A 17389-nucleotide genomic window follows, 5' to 3' on the forward strand; every position below is an offset into this window, starting at 1 on the left:
CTTTACCTATTTGTGTTTGTGCAATTACAGGAGTTCCCATACCAAACATGAGGGCATAGCAGAGTAGCCCCAAAAAGAGATTTTGGTCTGTTCGTTGCATGTCTTTTTTTTTAGCAGATATTCCCGCTATCTACCTAAATAAAACACCAGATGTTTTTCTGAAGATTTGTTCACTTTTACGTTTAACGTGGTAGAGATAACAGCCAGGAGCTCATCAACATTGGCCACATTGATCTCGCCTTCGATCTTCATGCGCCGGATGTTGTCGCCCTTTGTTTCAATAGTATAGCCATAGTTATCCTGGAGCGTTTCAATAATGTCCTCCAGTGCGGCATCGGTAAAGATTATTTCCTTTCTGGTCCAGTCCTTTAGCTTTTCTGGCCTTTCTAGCTTTTGGTTGCGCAGCAGCGATTGGCCGCCGTACTCTACGTAGTCGCCTGGTAACATCACAATAGCCGGCCTATTGGTTGTACCTGCGTAGTCTACTTTTATTTTACCTGTTACGAGTCCTATATTAGTTTTTCCGTGGCGGCTCTTCACATTAAAGGAAGTGCCTAATACTTCTATTGTTAAACCTTTGCTATGTACAAGAAATCTTTCGTGGGGGCGAATGTGCCCTGCATCTTTATTAATATGTGCTACATCAAAAAAAGCTTCTCCCTCTATCCACACTTCACGCGGTGCGCTGGTATCCCATTGGCGGGCATAGTGCAGGCTTGAGTTGGCATTTAATATTACTACGGAGTTATCCGGTAAGGTTATAGTACGCTTCTCTCCATACTCCGTGTCCACTACCTGTTTACGGTAAGTGTTCAGCAACAGCGTGCCGGTGGCTATAATTACCAGCATAGCAGCAGCTACTTTCATCCAGGGGCGCAGCCATTTTACTTTGGCAGGGGCAGCCGGCTGCTCCTGTATGGTTTGCGTGATCTGCTGCCAGAGCTGCGCTTTGCGGTCGGCCCCTGTTATTACCTCCTGCGTACGGTAGGTTTGTATGAACTGCAATGCCTGCCGGAAGTTATCCGCCTGCTGCGGGTATACAATTGTAAAAGAACTCCAGAACGTATCGGTGTCAGCATCTGTTGCTGCACCGGTTGCCCATTTGACAAATACATCATCATCCAGGAAATCCTGTAAAGTATATGTTATGTATTTGTCGCTATACATGTAATTAATGGGCGGTTTATTACTATTAGACAAAAAGAGGAAAAATTATCCCTCCGTTTTCAGGAAATTTTTAAAAAATATTTCTCCTTGTAGTAAAAGGCTGCACAGCAGGGCAAAAGAGCGCTTATTTAAAATTTGCTGCAGGCTGTCCAGGGCCTTATATAATAGCTTATAAGCGGAATTAGTGCTGATGCCCATTATGTCCGCTATCTCATCATAAGAGGCGCCTTCATAAAAACGGAGGAAAACTATTTCCTGCTGCCGGTCTGAGAGCTGGCTTACCATGGCAGCTACCTGCATGCGCAGCTCCTGTTCTTCCACCTTATGGGTTTGCTCCTGTTTAAAGGTTACGTGAAAACCATTGCTGCTGGCGGCGCCATCCAGGTTCACCACCTTTGCCTGGGATTGGATACGCCTGAACAATAAGGTGCGCAGGGATTTGTAGAGGTAATTTTTTACAGAGGCAGGCATACCAAGGTTCTGGCGGCTGGTCCATAGCTGCACAAACAGATCGTGGATGGCATCCTGCACCAGATCCGCATCTGCAGTGAACTTAGCTCCATAATTGTTTAACGGCGTATAAAAAGCTTCGTACAATGATGTATAAGCACTCCAATCGCCCTGTTTAAACGCGTTCCACCATATTAAATGGTTTTCACCTTGCATGCACCGGCTGTTAGATTTTAGTATGAATAAAGGAGGATGGGTTAATAATACAAAAAAAATCTAAATTAACACCATGTCTTCATACGCACTTATTACAGGAGCCAGCAGGGGAATAGGCCGTTCACTGGCGCAGCAGCTTGCTCAAAAACAATACAACCTGTTGCTGGTATCCCGCTCTGAGAGCGAGTTGCAGGCATTAGCAGCCAGCCTGGCCGGCCAGTATAAAGTAAGCGTTCATTACCTGGCTGCAGACCTTTCTGCGCCAGGCGCCGCACTGCAGGTATATGACTGGTGCATACAACATAAGTGGGACATCAGCCTGCTGATTAACAATGCCGGATATGGCATCTGGGGATATTTTGATGAACTGTCCCTGGATGAACAACGTAACATGCTGCAGCTGAACATGCAGGCGCCCCTGGAGCTAACCTATTATATGATCCCCCTGCTAAAACAACATCCGCAGGCTTATATACTGAATGTAAGCAGCACGGCTGCTTACCAGGCCGTACCCGGCATGACGCTGTACGCAGCCTCCAAATCCTTTATGCTGGGCTTTACCCGGGGATTACGGCACGAGCTGAAACGTACACACATCAGCGTAAGCTGCCTGTGCCCCGGGCCGGTGAACACCAATTTCCTGGAACGTGCGGGCATGCAGGATATTAAAACCATTAAAGCTGCTGCTGAAAAATATGGTATGCACCCCGACCAGGTAGCGAAGGCAGCCCTGAAAGGCCTGTTTGCAAAGAAAGCAGAGATCATACCCGGCGCGCTGAATATGCTGTCGGCCATCGGCACACGGCTGCTGCCCAAGGCATTGATAGAGCATATTGCGGCAGGGTTGTATAAGGATAAGTAACCTGGAATATAAAATGCAAAATGTAAAAGTTGGTGGAGCGTAACCGCTGCATTCACCTTTTACATTTTGCATTTGAGATTTAAAATTTTACATTTTTACATTTTTATGCCCACTGCACTACCACACAAAAATTTTTTCTGCAGTTGCGTTCTATTTCCGGATTAATCCCTATCTTTAGTCTACTAAATTGATGGACAAATAGCATTTATCATGTCTTCTGTACCCAACAACCGCTTTCTTACCTTCTGTGCCAGGATCCACTGCAGCACGGGTTGTTGTTGTTGTTGCTAATCTCCCTCCTATATTATTATCCTCATTACGCCGGCGCCTATACGCACCGGATGCAACAACCTGTCTTTTACATTTAAACGATCATTATCATGCACAACCAATATCCCGTGTTCACATTAAACGGAACACTCACTGACGAGCAACAGGCTTTTTTTGCCGCCAACGGTTTTATACATTTTAAGCAATTCCTCTCCCCTGCTGATGTGCAGGACATTATAAATGCAGCAGATGCCGTACAGCAAAAATGGATCAGCGAAGGCATAGAGAAAGTGAATGGCGTACCTATTAAATATGGTAAGGACCTGAACGGCCAATCCATTGTACAACGCTTTGCTTTTATTAACCAGCACTCCTCCATATTAGCGGACCTGCTGCGTGATCCGCGCTTAAACGCCCTGCTGGACCTGATTGGCCCCGGCTCACGCATAGGTACTGATGAAAAAGATGGGATGGTATTTAACCATTACGTAAACGGACCTTTGAGTAAATTCACGAAGATGGGCTGGCATACGGATGGTTTGCGCGACCTGTTTTATGGCACCCGCCTGAATCCCATGCTGAATGTAGGCATTCACCTGAGCACCCAGCAACGGGAAAACGGCGGCCTGCGTATTATACCGGGCACCCATCAGCAAAACCTCTTCAATTTCCTGTTCCGCAAGCTCTATTTCCTTGATCATAGCACTGACCCTGATGAGGTAGCTATTTTACCTACTGCCGGCGACCTTACTGTGCATGATGGGCGGTTATGGCATCGCGTAGCGCAGTCACAGCGCAGCGGGGAAGAAAGCCGCCGCCGCGTGATCTATGTACCTTTAATTGCCGGCAAATATGCGCCCAGGAATGAGTACAGCCCAACATTGTTTTACCAGCGCTTTGCGGGGTTGGTGAAGTAGGGCCGCCTGCGGTTGCGGGCTATGATCATTGTCTGCTGTGTTGAAATACCGCACGGATTGGAAATGGAATAGCTATAGATCAATGCCTATCATAAATAATGGTATATAAATTGTTGCTTAACGCTGTTTACAAATAGATAAACAGCAAGGAAACTATATCTGGTCCATGATCAATAGCCATATGATCTATGTTATGGACTATCGACTATTAAATGGTCAATAACCTAACGATTTACGCCATGGACCATCGGCTATAGACCATGCACTATTGTTAAAAAACTACTAAAACGCTTCCATACCCGCCCAAAAAGCAGTATTATTGAAAGCGTAAAAAGGCATGTGATTGATGAATTATCCGGGTAACAGTTCTTTTACACGATCCGTAAAAGGGAAGGTGGTGATTGCCTTCCTGGCGGGGTGTATTGCCCTGGGACTGGCCTGGGTAGTGAGCCGCACCGCTTTCCGTGAAATGCTGCGCACCGTAAAAAGCCTTTCCGAACCCAATGAAAAGCTGCGCATTGTAAACACCCTTTTCCGGGATATTACCCAGCTGGATCAGCTACAGAAAAGACAGGCATTGCTGAAAGCCAACTCCTACCAAAGCTTCCTGAACGAATCTAAAATGCTGCGCGTGGCTATGGATAGCCTGCAGCTGCTGTATGGCGATAACCCGGCCCAGCGCCAGCGCGTGGATTCCATGAAACACCTGCTGCTGGAAAGGGATAAGCTGTTCCTGAATTATTTACAGGTGCGGCAGGGGCTGGTAAACAATAATGATCTTACCAAACAGATCCAGACCCTTTCAGAGCTGATCCTGAACAGCGCACCACAGATAGACAGTACCGTGATCACTACGGAAAAAAAGATCTCCACCACCTTCATTTACCCCTCTGACTCTGCTGCAGCCGCCGCAGAAAAGGCAGAAGAAGAAGCTCCGCCTGTAAAAAGCGGATTTTTCAGCCGCCTGTTTGGCCGCAAAAAACCAGAAGCACCGCCGCCGTCAGAACAGGAAGCAGAAGTAGCGCCTACCTCCCAGGCCCCTACCCGCATGGTAAAGGAAGAGGTGAACGTGAAAATAGATACGCTGGCCCTGGCTAAACAGGACAGCATTATGTGGGAGGTGGAAAAGGCCATGCAGGATTATGAAAAGGAGCGCCGACTGCAAAGCAGCCGTTTTGTGAACCGGGAAATAGAGCTGGCCAATGCCAGTAATGTACTCACCAGCCAAATGCTCTCCATTCTGCAGGAAGTAGAAAAAGAAGTAGTAAAACAGGAGGAACAAAACAATTACCAGGCCCGCAACGTGGTAAGCACCAGCGTATGGCGTATCAGCATTATCATGTGTGTGTTCCTGCTGCTAATGGCTATACTGGTATACCTCATTCTTACAGATATTACTAAAAGTAACGCTTACCGGCAGCAGCTGGAAATTGCCAAGGAAGAAGCAGAATACCATGGCGCTGCCAAACAGCGCTTCCTGGCTAATATGAGCCCCGAGATCCGCACGCCGCTGCAGTCCATTATTGGTTATGCCGACCTGTTGCGGCAGCAGGACAAACCTTCCAAAAAACACCTGGAAGCTATTTTCCACTCCTCCGAGCACCTGTTGCATATTGTAAACGAGGTGCTGGATTACAGCCGCATTATATCCGGTAAGTTCACTTTTGAGCGCCGCGATTTTGACCTGCGCCAGCTGCTGGAAGAGGTAATGGCCGTGATACGCCCGCAGGCAGAAAAGAAGGCTTTGGCCCTGGTGTTAAACAACACGCTCCATAGCGGCGTTTTTGTGAACGGGGACCCTTTCCGCCTGAAACAGCTGCTCTATAACCTGATGGGCAATGCCGTTAAGTTCACAGACGAAGGGCAGGTAACACTTACCGTAGAGAGCGCGCCCTCTGCCGAGGATAATAGGCAGCTGCTCACCTTTACCGTGGCCGATACCGGTAAAGGCATTGCTGAAAAAGACGTGCAACGCATCTTTAACCAGTTTGAACAGGCTGGCGACAGCTCTCACCAGAACGGTACCGGCCTGGGGTTAAGTATTGTAAAAGCCTTAACAGAAGCGCAGAACGGCAGCATTGAAGTAACCAGCGAACCGGGGGTAGGCTCCCGCTTTGCCGTGCAGCTGCCCTTTGCAATGGCTGTCATGCATAATGCCCTGCCCAATACAGAAGCCGTACATTTCCATGGCCATTATGAAGGCAAGGTATGGGTGGTGGATGATGATCCGTTTATTTTGCATTTATGCGCCTCTATTTTTGAGAAACATGCCATTCCGCACATTTGCTTCCATTTGCCGGAAGCCATGCTGGAAATGCCCTGGGATGATGATGTAACACTGATACTGGCGGATATGCGTATGCCGGGCCTGAACGGGGCGGAACTCTGCCGCCGCCTGCGCCGGTATATTCCGGAAACCGTGAAGATCTACGCCCTTACCGCGCAGGCACTGCCGGAAGAAAGGGAAGCTGTGCTGCAGGAAGGCGGTTTTGACGGGCTGCTGATGAAACCTTTCCGGGAATCAGAACTATTATCCCTGTTAGATGAGCAGTACGTACCTGAAGCAGATAACGAGGATTATGAAAGCGAGGCGGAAGAGGATAATGAAATAGACCTGGCTGCACTGGAAAAGCTCACCTTTGGCGATAAGACCATGATCCAGAAAATACTGGAACGTTTTAGTAATGATAACCGTTATGACCTGGACCAGCTTTGTATGGCGGCAAAGGGTGAGGATATGGAGCAGGTGTCTTTACTGCTGCACCGCATGGCCGGCAGAACCGCGCAGATAGGCGCCGGTGAGCTGGCAGCCCGCTTCCGCATGCTGGAAATAGCCTTACAACAAAATACTGTATTACCGGGAGATGCAGTGGCGCAGGTAGATGAGCTGTCCGTAGGCATGAAAGCCTTATTGTACAAGGTAGATTCCCTGTTTATCCCTCAATCTGATACTTCTCCATCTTTTTATAAAGCGTCTTTCGATCAATATTAAGCAGCCGGGCGGCCTTGCTTTTATTGTTCTTTACCTGGCGCAGTATTTCCTTGATCAATTCTTTTTCATTCCCTTCATTCAGCGCCTTCAGGTCTGTGCTTTGGGTTTTAGGCATCTGGTTCACAGAAAAGGTCATTTCATCCGGCAGGCTTTCCATGCCCGCGGTTTCACTTTCCGTTAACAGCACCATGCGGCGTATCACGTTCTTTAGCTCCCGCAGGTTACCCGGCCAGTCGTACTGGCGGAACACCGTCATAGCGCCGGATGACAGGCGTTTGATCTGGCGGCCCAGCTCCTGGTTAGCCAGTTTTATAAAGTGCTGGGTAAATATTTCCAGGTCTTCTTCCCGTTCCCGCAGGGGCGGTACATCCATTTTAAATTCATTCAGGCGATGGTACAGGTCTTCCCGGAAATTGCCGTTGGCAGAGGGCAGGTCTTCATTGGTGGCGGTAATGATCCGCACATCCACCCGTATCTGCTGGGTGCTGCCAATGGGCTGTATCACGCGCTCCTGCAGGGCGCGCAGCAGCTCCACCTGCACTTCGTAGCTCAGGTTCCCTACCTCATCCAGGAAAAGAGTGCCGCCGTTAGCGGCCTCAAACAAACCTTTTTTGTTCTGCAATGCGCCGGTATAAGCGCCTTTTACATGTCCAAACAGCTCACTGGCGGCCAGCTCTTTGGAAAGGGCGCCGCAGTCCACTGCAATAAAAGGTTTATCGGCCCGCTTGCTCAGGCTGTGAATGGAGCGGGCTACATATTCCTTACCGGTACCGCTTTCTCCCAATATGATCACAGACATATCGGTAGGCGCTACCAGCTTAATGTATTCATATAGTTTTCTGGAAATTTCGCTATTACCCTCAATAAAACCGGATAACACATTTTGCTGCTGGGTGGCAGGGGCGGTAGTAGTGGTTTTACGGTTCAGCGCTTCGTTCAGCACCAGCAGCATCTCATCTGCATTCACAGGTTTGGTAATATAGTCAAAGGCGCCGGAGCGCATGGCCTGCACTGCGGTACGCACATCATTAAAGCTGGTCATAATGATGGCGGGTATATGCATGCCCCTTTCCTTGGTAGCATTCAACACTTCCAGTCCGTTCCCGTCCGTAAGCCGGTAATCCAGCAACAGCAGGTCATATTCTTTTTTTTCCAGTGATCTTATTCCGTTCTTTACGTTATACACTGCATCCACCTCATGGCCGTGTTTCTTGAGAAAACCTTCCAGGATCTGTGAAAATGTAGTGTCGTCCTCTACTAACAATATATTGGCCATGGCATCAGAATATATTTACGATTTTAGATTTACGATTTTAGACCTGGATTGATGCGAATAAGAATCGCGCTGATCAAATCTAAAATCGTAAATCTAAGATCTAAAATTGCTCGACTGTAATATTAGTTAACAATACCGGATAAAACAAAAATAGAGAAGTCCCCCCGTCCGGGGAGACTTCCCATTTTTATTCTACTGCATGTCCAGGGCTTTCTGATCAGGCAACCACCTTACCGTCTTTATCTAACTTTACGGTTTTGGCTTCTTCTCCTTTCTTCAGCTCAACTTCGTAATACTCCATACCTGTAGCGGGTTTTACCCAGAAAGCTTTGTCCGCTTTCCATTCTTTGTAATCATCAGAAGCCAGGGTTGCCTTTACTGCATCGGGTAACTCTTCTACCTTAACAGGTTTCTTTTCATCCTGCAGCTGCACTTTTGCAATTACAGGTTTGTGTGCGTTGGCATTTACGGTAACTGCGCCTGATAGTGCTACTACTACCAGTGAGAGCATCAAGTTTTTCATTGTTCAGTGTTTTTATAAAGTGGAGGAATTCTAAAGTCCAACTATATAATGTGAAAAACGTGCCATGCTTTTTAGCAAAGTTTAGCAACCCGCATCTCGTTGACAGTAAGCATTTTATGCGTATAGGATTGCGTACCCTCCACACATTACAGTTGAGGACGTATTCCCAAAGTTGAGTACAAAGTCAGCAGTTTTTTTACGCAATCTTTGCGTTCACAGCAACTTCCTGCACCAGCTGTATGCTCATGTGCAGCTTTACTTCATCTCCCAGTATCAGGCCACCGGCATCAGTGGTAGCGCTCCAGCGCAGGCCGTAGTCGGAGCGGTGCAGTCTTCCGTTCAGCTCAAAACCAGCTTTGGTTTGTCCCCATGCATCTTGTGTGGTGCCGTAATAAGTAACGGAAAGCTCAATGCTATGCGTTTGATCCCGTATGGTCAGGTCGCCGATCAGGCGGTAATGGTCATCGTCTACCTTCTTAACCTGTTTGGATTCAAAGAATATCCTGGGAAATTGTGCGCCGTCGAAGAAATCGGCAGTCCTCAGGTGTTCGTCACGCTGGTCATTGTTGGTTGTTACACTGTTAACATCCGCCTCAAAGGTAATGCGTGCATCATGAAAGTCCGCGCTGTTGGTATGTAAGGTGCCTTCAAAGTTGGTAAAGTGGCCGCTTACGTTTGTGATCATCAGGTGTTTTACTTTAAATCCTACCTCGCTGTGTGATGCATCGATTTTCCAGGTTGTCATAATTGTAATGTTTTTTAAATCCTAGGTTCCTGAAAGTATACGTTCAGGATTCCCGTTCCGTTTTCCATGTATAAAAATAATTGTTAGCCCCTTCAAATGCTGTGGACAAATTGCCGGAAATAGTGCACTTTTTTAACATTTGTAATAATTTAGTACACATTTAACATTTCGTTAAAACTTACCTTTAAAACCGGCTGCCCACGGGGCTTTAAAGCGGCTTTTTTACAGGCAGCCTCCAATAGAACTAACGTGTTAAGTGCAGAATTGCTTATTTTCCGTTCCCAAACGGAACCGCATGAAGATATTATTGGTTGAAGACGAGCCGAATGTGGTATCGCTTATTAAACGGGGGCTGGCAGATAACGGGCATGAGATCAGTGTAGCCATGGACGGTTGGTCCGGTTTACAAATGACCAGCGACCATGATTTTGACCTGATCATACTGGATATTATGCTGCCTGGCATTAACGGGGTAGAGATCTGCCGCAGCATACGCAAACAAAATGAGCAGGTGCCTATTATGATGCTGACCGCATTGGGCACCACGGAAAATATTGTAACAGGGCTGGATAGCGGGGCAGACGATAACCTGGTGAAACCCTTTAAGCTGGCGGAGCTGAGCGCACGCGTACGCACACTTACGCGCCGCTCAAAAAATACGCAGGCCCCCAGCAGCCTGCTGCAGATTGCCGACCTGGAGCTGGATACCGTTTCCAAAACCGTGCGCCGTAATAATAAACCCCTGAACCTTACTGCTACCGAATACCGGCTGCTGGAGTTCCTGCTGAAGAACCAGCGCCGCGTACTGTCCCGCATAGAAATACTGGAACACGTATGGGATATTGATTTTAACCTGGGCACCAATGTAGTAGATGTATATGTGAACTACCTCCGTAAAAAAATTGATAAAACCGGTTCCTCCAAACTGATACACACCGTGGTGGGCATGGGTTATGTAATGCGCGAACAACATGAGAATACAGAATAAGATAACCATCCTCTTTACGGCTATTACCGCCGCTATTATGCTGCTGTTAAGCCTTTTCGTCTATTATTTTGCTGCCCGCAGCACCGCGCAGAATTTTTACCACCGCCTGGAAGTACGCGCCAAAATAGTGGCGCAGGCCATCCTGGAAGATAATAAAAGCAACACGCACATTTATTACCGTGTAAAGGAGGAGCAGCTGGAGAACCTGCCCTTTGAAAAAGATTATGCTATAAAGCTGCAGCCCCGTACCGGTGAGCTGATGGAAAGATCCCCGGTGAACTTACCTGCTGATTTTTACAAAAGGGCATTTACCAACGGCAGTGCGCGGTTTGTGCGCGACAGCGTGCTGTATGCCGGCTTATACCTGGGTAAGGATGCGGATTTTATGGTGATCACCGCTGCGCAGGATGTGTATGGCAAGGAAGAATTACAGAACCTGAAACAGGCATTGCTCATTGGTTTCCTGGTGTTCTCCGTACTGGTATTCACCATGGGGAAAGTATTCAGCCGGCAGATCTTTCAGCCCGTGCGGGATATTATACATAATGTACAACGCATCAGCGCCAATAACCTGCACCTGCGTTTAAATACCGGCAACGGGAAAGATGAGATCGCGGAGCTGGCCATTACTTTTAATGATATGCTGGGCCGCCTGGAAGCTATTTTTGAAACACAGAATAATTTTATCAGCAACGCCTCCCACGAGTTCAGAACGCCGCTCACTATTATTTCCGGGGAAGCAGAGCTGGGCATGCAAAAAACCGGCGCCTCTTTGGAGCAGGTTGCCTCCTTTACGCTTATTTTACAGGAAGCTGCCCGGCTAAACCAGCTGGTAAGCAGCCTGCTAAGCCTTGCCCAAACAGGGTTTGACGGGAAAAAGCTGCCCTGGGAAAAAATACGGCTGGATGAGCTGTTATGGTCTGTGAAAACCACGGCCAACCAGATCTATCCTGACAATAAAATAACGCTGGATTTTAATAACCTGCCGGAAGAGGCGGATCATTTAAGCACGCTGGGTAACCTGCCCTTATTGCAGATGGCGCTGAGCAATGTAGTATTGAATGCCTGCAAATATTCCAGCAATCAACCGGTAGCCATACAGCTGGAAGCCACTAAAAAGGTGCTGATCATAACGGTAACAGACCAGGGTATTGGCATTCCCTCCGCAGAGCTGGGGCAGGTGTTTGTGCCTTTTTTCCGCGCTTCTAATACAAGCAGCTTTGAAGGCCATGGTATCGGGCTGCCGCTTACGCTTAATATTATCCGCCTGCACAAAGGCTCTATTGACATACAAGCCCGCGAACAATCAGGCACCGTGGTAAAAATTTACCTGCCGGTAATAACCTGAGCATTATTCTGTACGCAAACTTTTTACAGGATTCATTAATGCCGCTTTAATTGCCTGGTAGCTCACGGTCAGGAAAGTAATGAACAACGTGGCGGCAGCAGCTGCAGGGAAGATCCACCAGGGAATAGTAGTACGGTAGGCGTATTGCTGCAGCCAGCCTGTCATGGCATAATAAGCTACGGGGCAGGCAATGGCCAGGGCAATGATCACCAGCCTTACAAAATCAGTTGACAATAAGCCCCACAGGCTGAATAAGGTAGCTCCCAGCACTTTGCGCACGCCAATTTCTTTGATGCGCTGCTCTGCCATAAAAGAGGCCATCCCAAACAATCCCAGACAGCTGATCAGAATAGCAAGGATAGAAAATATACTGGCCAGCTTACCAAAACGCTGTTCATCTCCAAACTTATTTGCATAGTCCTGGTCTACAAACTGGTAGTCGAACGGGTGGGTAGGATTGTTCCTTTTAAACACGGCTTCTATTTTAGCCAGCGCAGCCTGCGTGCTTATTTTAGGATTTATTTTTACGATCATGCGTGTGCCCGCGCCGCCACGCAGCATATGATAAACAGCCGGGCGTACCGGTGCATAGGGCGATTCTGCAATGACATCTTTTATTACCCCGATAATATGATACGGCTCATTGTCCCAGGTTACGATCTTCCCTACCGGGTCTTTTAAACCCATGAACTTTACCGCAGCTTCATTGATCACAAAGGCGGTGGAATCCGTAGCAAAACTGCGGGAGAAATCCCGGCCCGCTACCACCTGCCAGCCAACAGTTTTCCCATAATCATAAGATACATCTTCACTGGGAAAATCCAGCGCCATACCCGGGTCTTTCCCCTCCCAGTTAAAACCGCTGTTGGTGTTCCATACAGAAGTTATAGGACTCCAGCACTCCGCCATATTTTCCACTGCGCCGGTTTGCAGCAGCTCATTACGCACCACATCAAACCGTTCGTGAATGGCCGGGGTGTACATAGGCAGCGTTACCAGCCCGTTACGGTCGTAACCAATAGGGCGGTTCTGCGCAAACTGTATTTGCCGGAATACGATAACAGTAACGATGATCAATATAACAGATACGGTGAACTGCAGCACCACCAATACTTTACGGGGCATGGCCGCATAACGGCCCACGCGGAAAGTACCCTTCAATACTTTTACCGGCCGGAAAGCCGATAAATAAAATGCCGGGTAGCTGCCGGCTATTAACCCGGTGATAAGGCTAAAACCTAAACAAATGGCCCAGAATACAGGGCTGCCCCATAAGATGGACATTTGTTTATTGGCTACCTCATTAAACAAAGGCAGTAACAACGCTACCAGCAGCAAAGCCGCCAGCAGGGCTAACATTACCATTAACAGGGATTCACTGAAGAACTGCCAGATCAGCTGGCTGCGTTGTGAGCCAATGGCTTTACGAATGCCTACTTCCTTAGCCCGTTTCTGAGAACGGGCAGTGCTCAGGTTCATAAAATTAATACAGGCCAGCAGTAAGATAAATACCCCGCTGATCCCAAATAACCATACATACTTTATGAAACCACCCACATTTACCCCATTCTTAAACTCCGCATACAAATGCCAGCGCGACATAGGATGCAGGAACAGCTGGGGATGAAAGGAGCGTTCATCTTTATGGATATTTTTCAGCTTTACATCTTTGATCTTGGCCGATACTTTTTCCATAGTAGTGTGCTCCGCTATCTGCACAATAGCCCGGTAAGAGTTGGAGCGCCAGGGGTTATCCCGCTTATCCAGCTCTTCCAGCCGGGCATATAAGGCCCAGGGCATTATAAAATTCACATTTGAAAACGTGGAATTGCGCGGCATATCCTTATATACACCAGTTACTACCGCAGCTGTTTTGTTGTCGATCAACAGTGTTTTATTAAGCGGGTCCTCATTTCCAAAACAGGCTTTGGCCTGGGATGCTGATAGCAGGATAGTGGCGGGATCCGTTAATTTATAGTTGCCTTCCTGCATTTTCAGGGTTAACATTTCAGGCAGGTCCGGCTCACAATAAACCCCCACCCCGCTTAACCGTTTTTCTCCGACTGCCAGCACATGCGTTTGATCCCAGGTGCACATTGCTGCGTATTTAATATCGGCGCTGTAATCCTTACGTAAGGCGGCTGCCAGGGGAAAAGGCTGGTTCATACCGGTGCCAATTTCCCCGTTATTGTACACATTCTGCTGCACCATCGCAAGGTGCTTATAGTTGGGAAATTGTTTATCAAACTGCCATTCATCTACTATCCAAAGCCCTATCAGCATAGCAATAGCCATACCTGCGGCCAGGCCGGTGATATTGATGGCGGAATACATTTTGCTTTTGCGCAGGTTGCGCCAGGCAATCTTAATGTAGTTTTTTAGCATAACGGTGAAGGTTACGGATTACGCACTAACAACATACCAACCCTTAAATAACTGTTAGTCAATTGCTTTCATCTCTCCAACTGTTCATTTTTGAACATAGACCGTTCATTTTCAACTACTGACCCCGCTTTCTAATCCCTTTCTAATCTCACCCTCATGGTATTTTAATACGCCTCTTAGGCCGTCCTAACCCCCGTGTTGTTGCTTTGCACTATCAATTAACAACAAAAAAATATCGTGTATGAAAAATATTTTGATCCCTACAGATTTCAGCGTACGCTCCCTGGATATGGTAAAGGAAGCTATTAATAATGTGCAGCTTCATGAGCCCATGAACATTTTACTGGTGCACTTCTTTAAAATGTCTGATAACATGCAGGAGCTGATGATGCTGTCACGCCGCATGAAGGATTATGAGCATATCAGTGAAGAGTACCGGAATATCATTTCACAGCTGCAAAAAAATTACCCGGCCCGTATTAACAGCATCCGGGTGGAATGCTTCTACGGCAGCACGGTTGCGGTTTTCAAGAATTTCCTTTTCGGCAACGGCATTTCTGTAATTGCGTATGATGAGCATTACCGTTTTATAAAAGTGAACCGGAACAGCATTGACCCGCTGAACATCATAAAAAAATCGGGCTGCGTCTTATTGCCGCTGAACACAGGCAGCCGTGAGGAAAACCTGCGGATCAAAATACTGCGCCCTGCCGCTACTGCCTGATAAATCTTCACCCAATAAAACTGTGCTATATGCTACTGAAAGAGAATATTCCCTTTGCATACGTGTTCGGGAAAATAAAATATGAGCTGATATGGATATCTGCATATGCCATTGCCATTGCCGTTGTGCATCATAATTTTAATATTATCAACATATCAATTCCAATTGCTATTCCTGCCATATTAGGCACTGTTATTTCCCTGTTGCTGGGCTTCCGCTCTAACCAGGCCTATGAGCGCTGGTGGGAGGCGCGTATTATCTGGGGGGCCATCGTAAATGATTCCCGCACGCTTACGCGGCAGCTGCTCACCTTTACTGCTTTTGAGGGGGAAACACCAGAGGAAGTGATCAGCTTCCGCGAAAGATTTGTACGGCGGCAAATTGCCTGGTGTTATGCGCTGGGCCAATCACTGCGCAAGCTGCAGCCGATGCATGGGCTGGACCGGCTTATATCCCAGCGGGAGCTGGACTACATTAGCCGCTACGATAATAAACCCGTGGCCCTGCTGGAGCTGCATGCCCGCGACCTGGACTATGCGCTGAAACAAGGATGGATAAACCGCTACCAGCAAATAGAGCTGGACCGCACCTTTACCCGCCTGTGCGATTCCATGGGTAAAGGTGAGCGCATTAAGAACACCATTTTCCCGGCTACCTACAGCCTGTACATTCACCTGACGCTGAACCTGTTCATTTTACTGCTGCCGTTTGGGCTGATAGAGTTCTTCGGCATTATTGAAGTACCGCTGGTAGTAGCTATTGCATCCTCTTTCCTGCTGATCGAAAAAATGGCCATTCACCTGCAGGATCCTTTTGAGAACAAACCTACAGATACGCCGGTAACCGCTATTGCGCGTACCATTGAGCGGGATCTTAAACAGATCCTGCAGGACTGGCAGGTACCCGAAAGCCAGCCTGCAGAAAAATTTTACATTCTATAGATCTATATTGCGAATCAATCCAATATGCGTCATCAGCCTCCGGGCGGTGGCGCATTTTTATTTAAAAAACAGATAACATTCCCGTTAGTATACCTGCAGTAAAACACTGTATTTTACGTTGTGTAATCAAAACCCTGTAATCAGTAACCATACAATAATCTATTGAAACAACCCGGGAGCAATCTCCCTGTCGAAACACTTTTGAAAACCATCTAAACCGTTTAATTCATGAAGATCCAAGCGCGCTATGCCATTTTACTGGCCATGCTATTTGCTGCCTGTAGCAAAGAGCCTGTTACACCACCTTTACAGCCCATGACCGCTAACACCGCTAACAGCGCGGCTAACGTGGTAACCCTTTCTGAAACTTTTGAATCCGGCACCAAAGGCGCCTATGCTTCCGGTAATGTTACGCTGAGCAGCGGCTCCTGGAATATGAACGATGCGCTGATCGGCAACCTGGCGGCAGATGCTAAAAGCGGCGCCCAATCCGTACGCATCCGCAACACCGGTTCCATTACCATGAACTTTGACGCCAGCGGCGGCGCCAACACCATTAGCATCAGCCACGCGGTATATGGCAGTGACGGCAGCAGCACCTGGCAGCTGTGGATCTCCACCAATGGGGGCAGCAGCTATACGCAGGCAGGCAGCACCATTACCAGCTCATCCACCTCACTGCAAACAGCCAGCTTCACAGTGAGCGTGAGCGGCAGCTTCCGGCTGTCCATCCGCAAGGCATCCGGTGGCAGCAACCGTATTAATATTGATAATATTTCCGTGAGCTCCGGCAGTGGCGGAGGTGGTGGCGGCACCACTCCCGGCGATAATGATAATATGCTGCTGGGCAATCCCAGCGGTGCTGTAGCCAATACCTTCATTCCGGCCAATTACCTGATGGTAAAAACCTACTACACATTATCGTATAACCGTGACCGTGGCGGCCCCAACTGGGTAAGCTGGCACCTGGCCAGCTCCGATATGGGCAGCGCTGACCGGCAGGATGATTTCCGGGCGGACAATACTCTGCCCTCCGGCTGGTACCAGGCAGGCAGCAGCAGCTTTTCCGGCAGTGGTTTTGACCGCGGGCATAACTGTCCTTCTGCAGACCGTACCTCTTCTGTAAGCGCTAATTCCTCCACCTTCCTTATGAGCAACATGATACCGCAGGCGCCTAATAATAACCAGCAAACCTGGAATAATTTAGAAGGTTACGGCCGCAGCCTGGTATCGTCCGGTAATGAGGTGTACATTATTATGGGCAGCTATGGCGTGGGTGGTACGGGCAGCAATGGTACAGCCACTACTATTGATAATGGCCATGTTACCGTACCCTCTAATGTGTGGAAAGTGCTGGTAGTGATCCCTAACGGCTCCGGTGACCTGGCCCGCATTAGCAGCAGCACCCGGGTGATTGCCGTAAATACGCCCAATGTTAACACGGTTAGCAGCGACTGGAAACAGTACCGCACTTCTGTAGATGCTATTGAAAATGCTACAGGGTATGATCTGTTGTCGAATGTACCGGCAGCCGTGCAGCAGGTGATAGAGGCGAAGGTGGATAACCAATAGAGAATTACGAATT

At 48.0% G+C, this 17389-nt stretch carries 14 protein-coding genes; 8 read left to right on the top strand and 6 right to left on the bottom strand.

Annotated features, from left to right (window positions below):
* Positions 1-126: 126 nt before the first annotated feature.
* Together KVT36_RS22765 and KVT36_RS22770 are read right to left on the bottom strand one after the other, a co-directional pair.
* Positions 127-1167, bottom strand: coding sequence for a FecR family protein (locus KVT36_RS22765; protein ID WP_217605748.1), 1041 nt, complete (start codon positions 1165-1167; stop codon positions 127-129).
* Between the two features lie 45 nt (positions 1168-1212).
* Positions 1213-1833 carry an RNA polymerase sigma factor gene (locus tag KVT36_RS22770; protein ID WP_089907893.1) on the bottom strand — a complete coding sequence of 207 codons (621 nt, stop codon included), beginning with the start codon at positions 1831-1833 and terminating at the stop codon, positions 1213-1215.
* 73 nt (positions 1834-1906) lie between these two features.
* Between KVT36_RS22770 and KVT36_RS22775 the strand changes: the two genes are divergently transcribed.
* The 3 genes from KVT36_RS22775 to KVT36_RS22785 all read left to right on the top strand — a co-directional run bounded on the left by KVT36_RS22775 (position 1907) and on the right by KVT36_RS22785 (position 6874).
* Complete coding sequence (locus tag KVT36_RS22775) at positions 1907-2695, top strand: SDR family oxidoreductase (protein ID WP_217605749.1); 789 nt, start codon at positions 1907-1909, stop codon at positions 2693-2695.
* 380 nt (positions 2696-3075) lie between these two features.
* Positions 3076-3882, top strand: coding sequence for a phytanoyl-CoA dioxygenase family protein (locus KVT36_RS22780; RefSeq protein WP_217605750.1), 807 nt, complete (start codon positions 3076-3078; stop codon positions 3880-3882).
* Between the two features lie 346 nt (positions 3883-4228).
* On the top strand, positions 4229-6874 hold the full coding sequence (locus tag KVT36_RS22785; protein WP_254640157.1) for an ATP-binding protein: 2646 nt from the start codon (positions 4229-4231) through the stop codon (positions 6872-6874).
* Here KVT36_RS22785 and KVT36_RS22790 read toward each other — a convergent pair.
* From KVT36_RS22790 to KVT36_RS22800, 3 genes are all read right to left on the bottom strand, one after another.
* On the bottom strand, positions 6816-8150 hold the full coding sequence (locus KVT36_RS22790; RefSeq protein WP_217605752.1) for a sigma-54 dependent transcriptional regulator: 1335 nt from the start codon (positions 8148-8150) through the stop codon (positions 6816-6818). The two genes, KVT36_RS22785 and KVT36_RS22790, sit on opposite strands and share 59 nt — an antisense overlap.
* 217 nt (positions 8151-8367) lie before the next feature.
* Positions 8368-8673 (bottom strand): hypothetical protein, encoded by a 306-nt coding sequence (locus tag KVT36_RS22795; protein WP_217605753.1) that lies wholly within the window; start codon positions 8671-8673, stop codon positions 8368-8370.
* A gap of 196 nt (positions 8674-8869) precedes the next feature.
* The gene (locus KVT36_RS22800) at positions 8870-9418 is read right to left on the bottom strand and encodes a YceI family protein (protein WP_217605754.1); all 549 of its coding nucleotides are present in this window, start codon (positions 9416-9418) and stop codon (positions 8870-8872) included.
* Between the two features lie 295 nt (positions 9419-9713).
* Between KVT36_RS22800 and KVT36_RS22805 the strand changes: the two genes are divergently transcribed.
* A complete protein-coding gene (locus tag KVT36_RS22805; protein WP_217605755.1) occupies positions 9714-10406 on the top strand; it encodes a response regulator transcription factor in 693 nt (230 codons plus the stop codon).
* Positions 10390-11754 carry a sensor histidine kinase gene (locus KVT36_RS22810; protein ID WP_217605756.1) on the top strand — a complete coding sequence of 455 codons (1365 nt, stop codon included), beginning with the start codon at positions 10390-10392 and terminating at the stop codon, positions 11752-11754. The genes KVT36_RS22805 and KVT36_RS22810 overlap by 17 nt, the downstream gene beginning before the upstream one ends.
* Positions 11755-11757: 3 nt before the next feature.
* Here KVT36_RS22810 and KVT36_RS22815 read toward each other — a convergent pair whose 3' ends face one another.
* Positions 11758-14139 (bottom strand): ABC transporter permease, encoded by a 2382-nt coding sequence (locus tag KVT36_RS22815; RefSeq protein ID WP_217605757.1) that lies wholly within the window; start codon positions 14137-14139, stop codon positions 11758-11760.
* 241 nt (positions 14140-14380) lie between these two features.
* Here KVT36_RS22815 and KVT36_RS22820 point away from each other — a divergent pair, with 241 nt between their 5' ends.
* The 3 genes from KVT36_RS22820 (at position 14381) to KVT36_RS22830 (ending at position 17376) form a co-directional block, all read left to right on the top strand.
* Entirely contained in the window at positions 14381-14863 is a 483-nt protein-coding gene (locus tag KVT36_RS22820) for a hypothetical protein (protein ID WP_217605758.1), read from the top strand.
* A gap of 29 nt (positions 14864-14892) precedes the next feature.
* Positions 14893-15804, top strand: coding sequence for a bestrophin family protein (locus KVT36_RS22825; protein ID WP_217605759.1), 912 nt, complete (start codon positions 14893-14895; stop codon positions 15802-15804).
* 228 nt (positions 15805-16032) lie between these two features.
* Positions 16033-17376 (top strand): DNA/RNA non-specific endonuclease, encoded by a 1344-nt coding sequence (locus tag KVT36_RS22830; RefSeq protein ID WP_217605760.1) that lies wholly within the window; start codon positions 16033-16035, stop codon positions 17374-17376.
* Positions 17377-17389 lie beyond the last annotated feature (13 nt).

This window comes from Chitinophaga sp. GbtcB8 (assembly GCF_019091455.1).
GTDB lineage: Bacteria > Bacteroidota > Bacteroidia > Chitinophagales > Chitinophagaceae > Chitinophaga.

What these genes read in the sequence shown, in the direction of transcription:
- KVT36_RS22785 (WP_254640157.1), top strand. Translation starts at nt 4,229, where the DNA reads ATGAATTATCCGGGTAACAGTTCTTTTACACGATCCGTAAAAGGGAAG.
- KVT36_RS22830 (WP_217605760.1), top strand. Translation starts at nt 16,033, where the DNA reads ATGAAGATCCAAGCGCGCTATGCCATTTTACTGGCCATGCTATTTGCT.
- KVT36_RS22770 (WP_089907893.1), bottom strand. Translation starts at nt 1,833, where the DNA reads ATGCAAGGTGAAAACCATTTAATATGGTGGAACGCGTTTAAACAGGGC.
- KVT36_RS22805 (WP_217605755.1), top strand. Translation starts at nt 9,714, where the DNA reads ATGAAGATATTATTGGTTGAAGACGAGCCGAATGTGGTATCGCTTATT.
- KVT36_RS22810 (WP_217605756.1), top strand. Translation starts at nt 10,390, where the DNA reads ATGAGAATACAGAATAAGATAACCATCCTCTTTACGGCTATTACCGCC.
- KVT36_RS22820 (WP_217605758.1), top strand. Translation starts at nt 14,381, where the DNA reads ATGAAAAATATTTTGATCCCTACAGATTTCAGCGTACGCTCCCTGGAT.
- KVT36_RS22815 (WP_217605757.1), bottom strand. Translation starts at nt 14,139, where the DNA reads ATGCTAAAAAACTACATTAAGATTGCCTGGCGCAACCTGCGCAAAAGC.
- KVT36_RS22790 (WP_217605752.1), bottom strand. Translation starts at nt 8,150, where the DNA reads ATGGCCAATATATTGTTAGTAGAGGACGACACTACATTTTCACAGATC.
- KVT36_RS22775 (WP_217605749.1), top strand. Translation starts at nt 1,907, where the DNA reads ATGTCTTCATACGCACTTATTACAGGAGCCAGCAGGGGAATAGGCCGT.
- KVT36_RS22780 (WP_217605750.1), top strand. Translation starts at nt 3,076, where the DNA reads ATGCACAACCAATATCCCGTGTTCACATTAAACGGAACACTCACTGAC.
- KVT36_RS22825 (WP_217605759.1), top strand. Translation starts at nt 14,893, where the DNA reads ATGCTACTGAAAGAGAATATTCCCTTTGCATACGTGTTCGGGAAAATA.
- KVT36_RS22795 (WP_217605753.1), bottom strand. Translation starts at nt 8,673, where the DNA reads ATGAAAAACTTGATGCTCTCACTGGTAGTAGTAGCACTATCAGGCGCA.
- KVT36_RS22765 (WP_217605748.1), bottom strand. Translation starts at nt 1,167, where the DNA reads ATGTATAGCGACAAATACATAACATATACTTTACAGGATTTCCTGGAT.
- KVT36_RS22800 (WP_217605754.1), bottom strand. Translation starts at nt 9,418, where the DNA reads ATGACAACCTGGAAAATCGATGCATCACACAGCGAGGTAGGATTTAAA.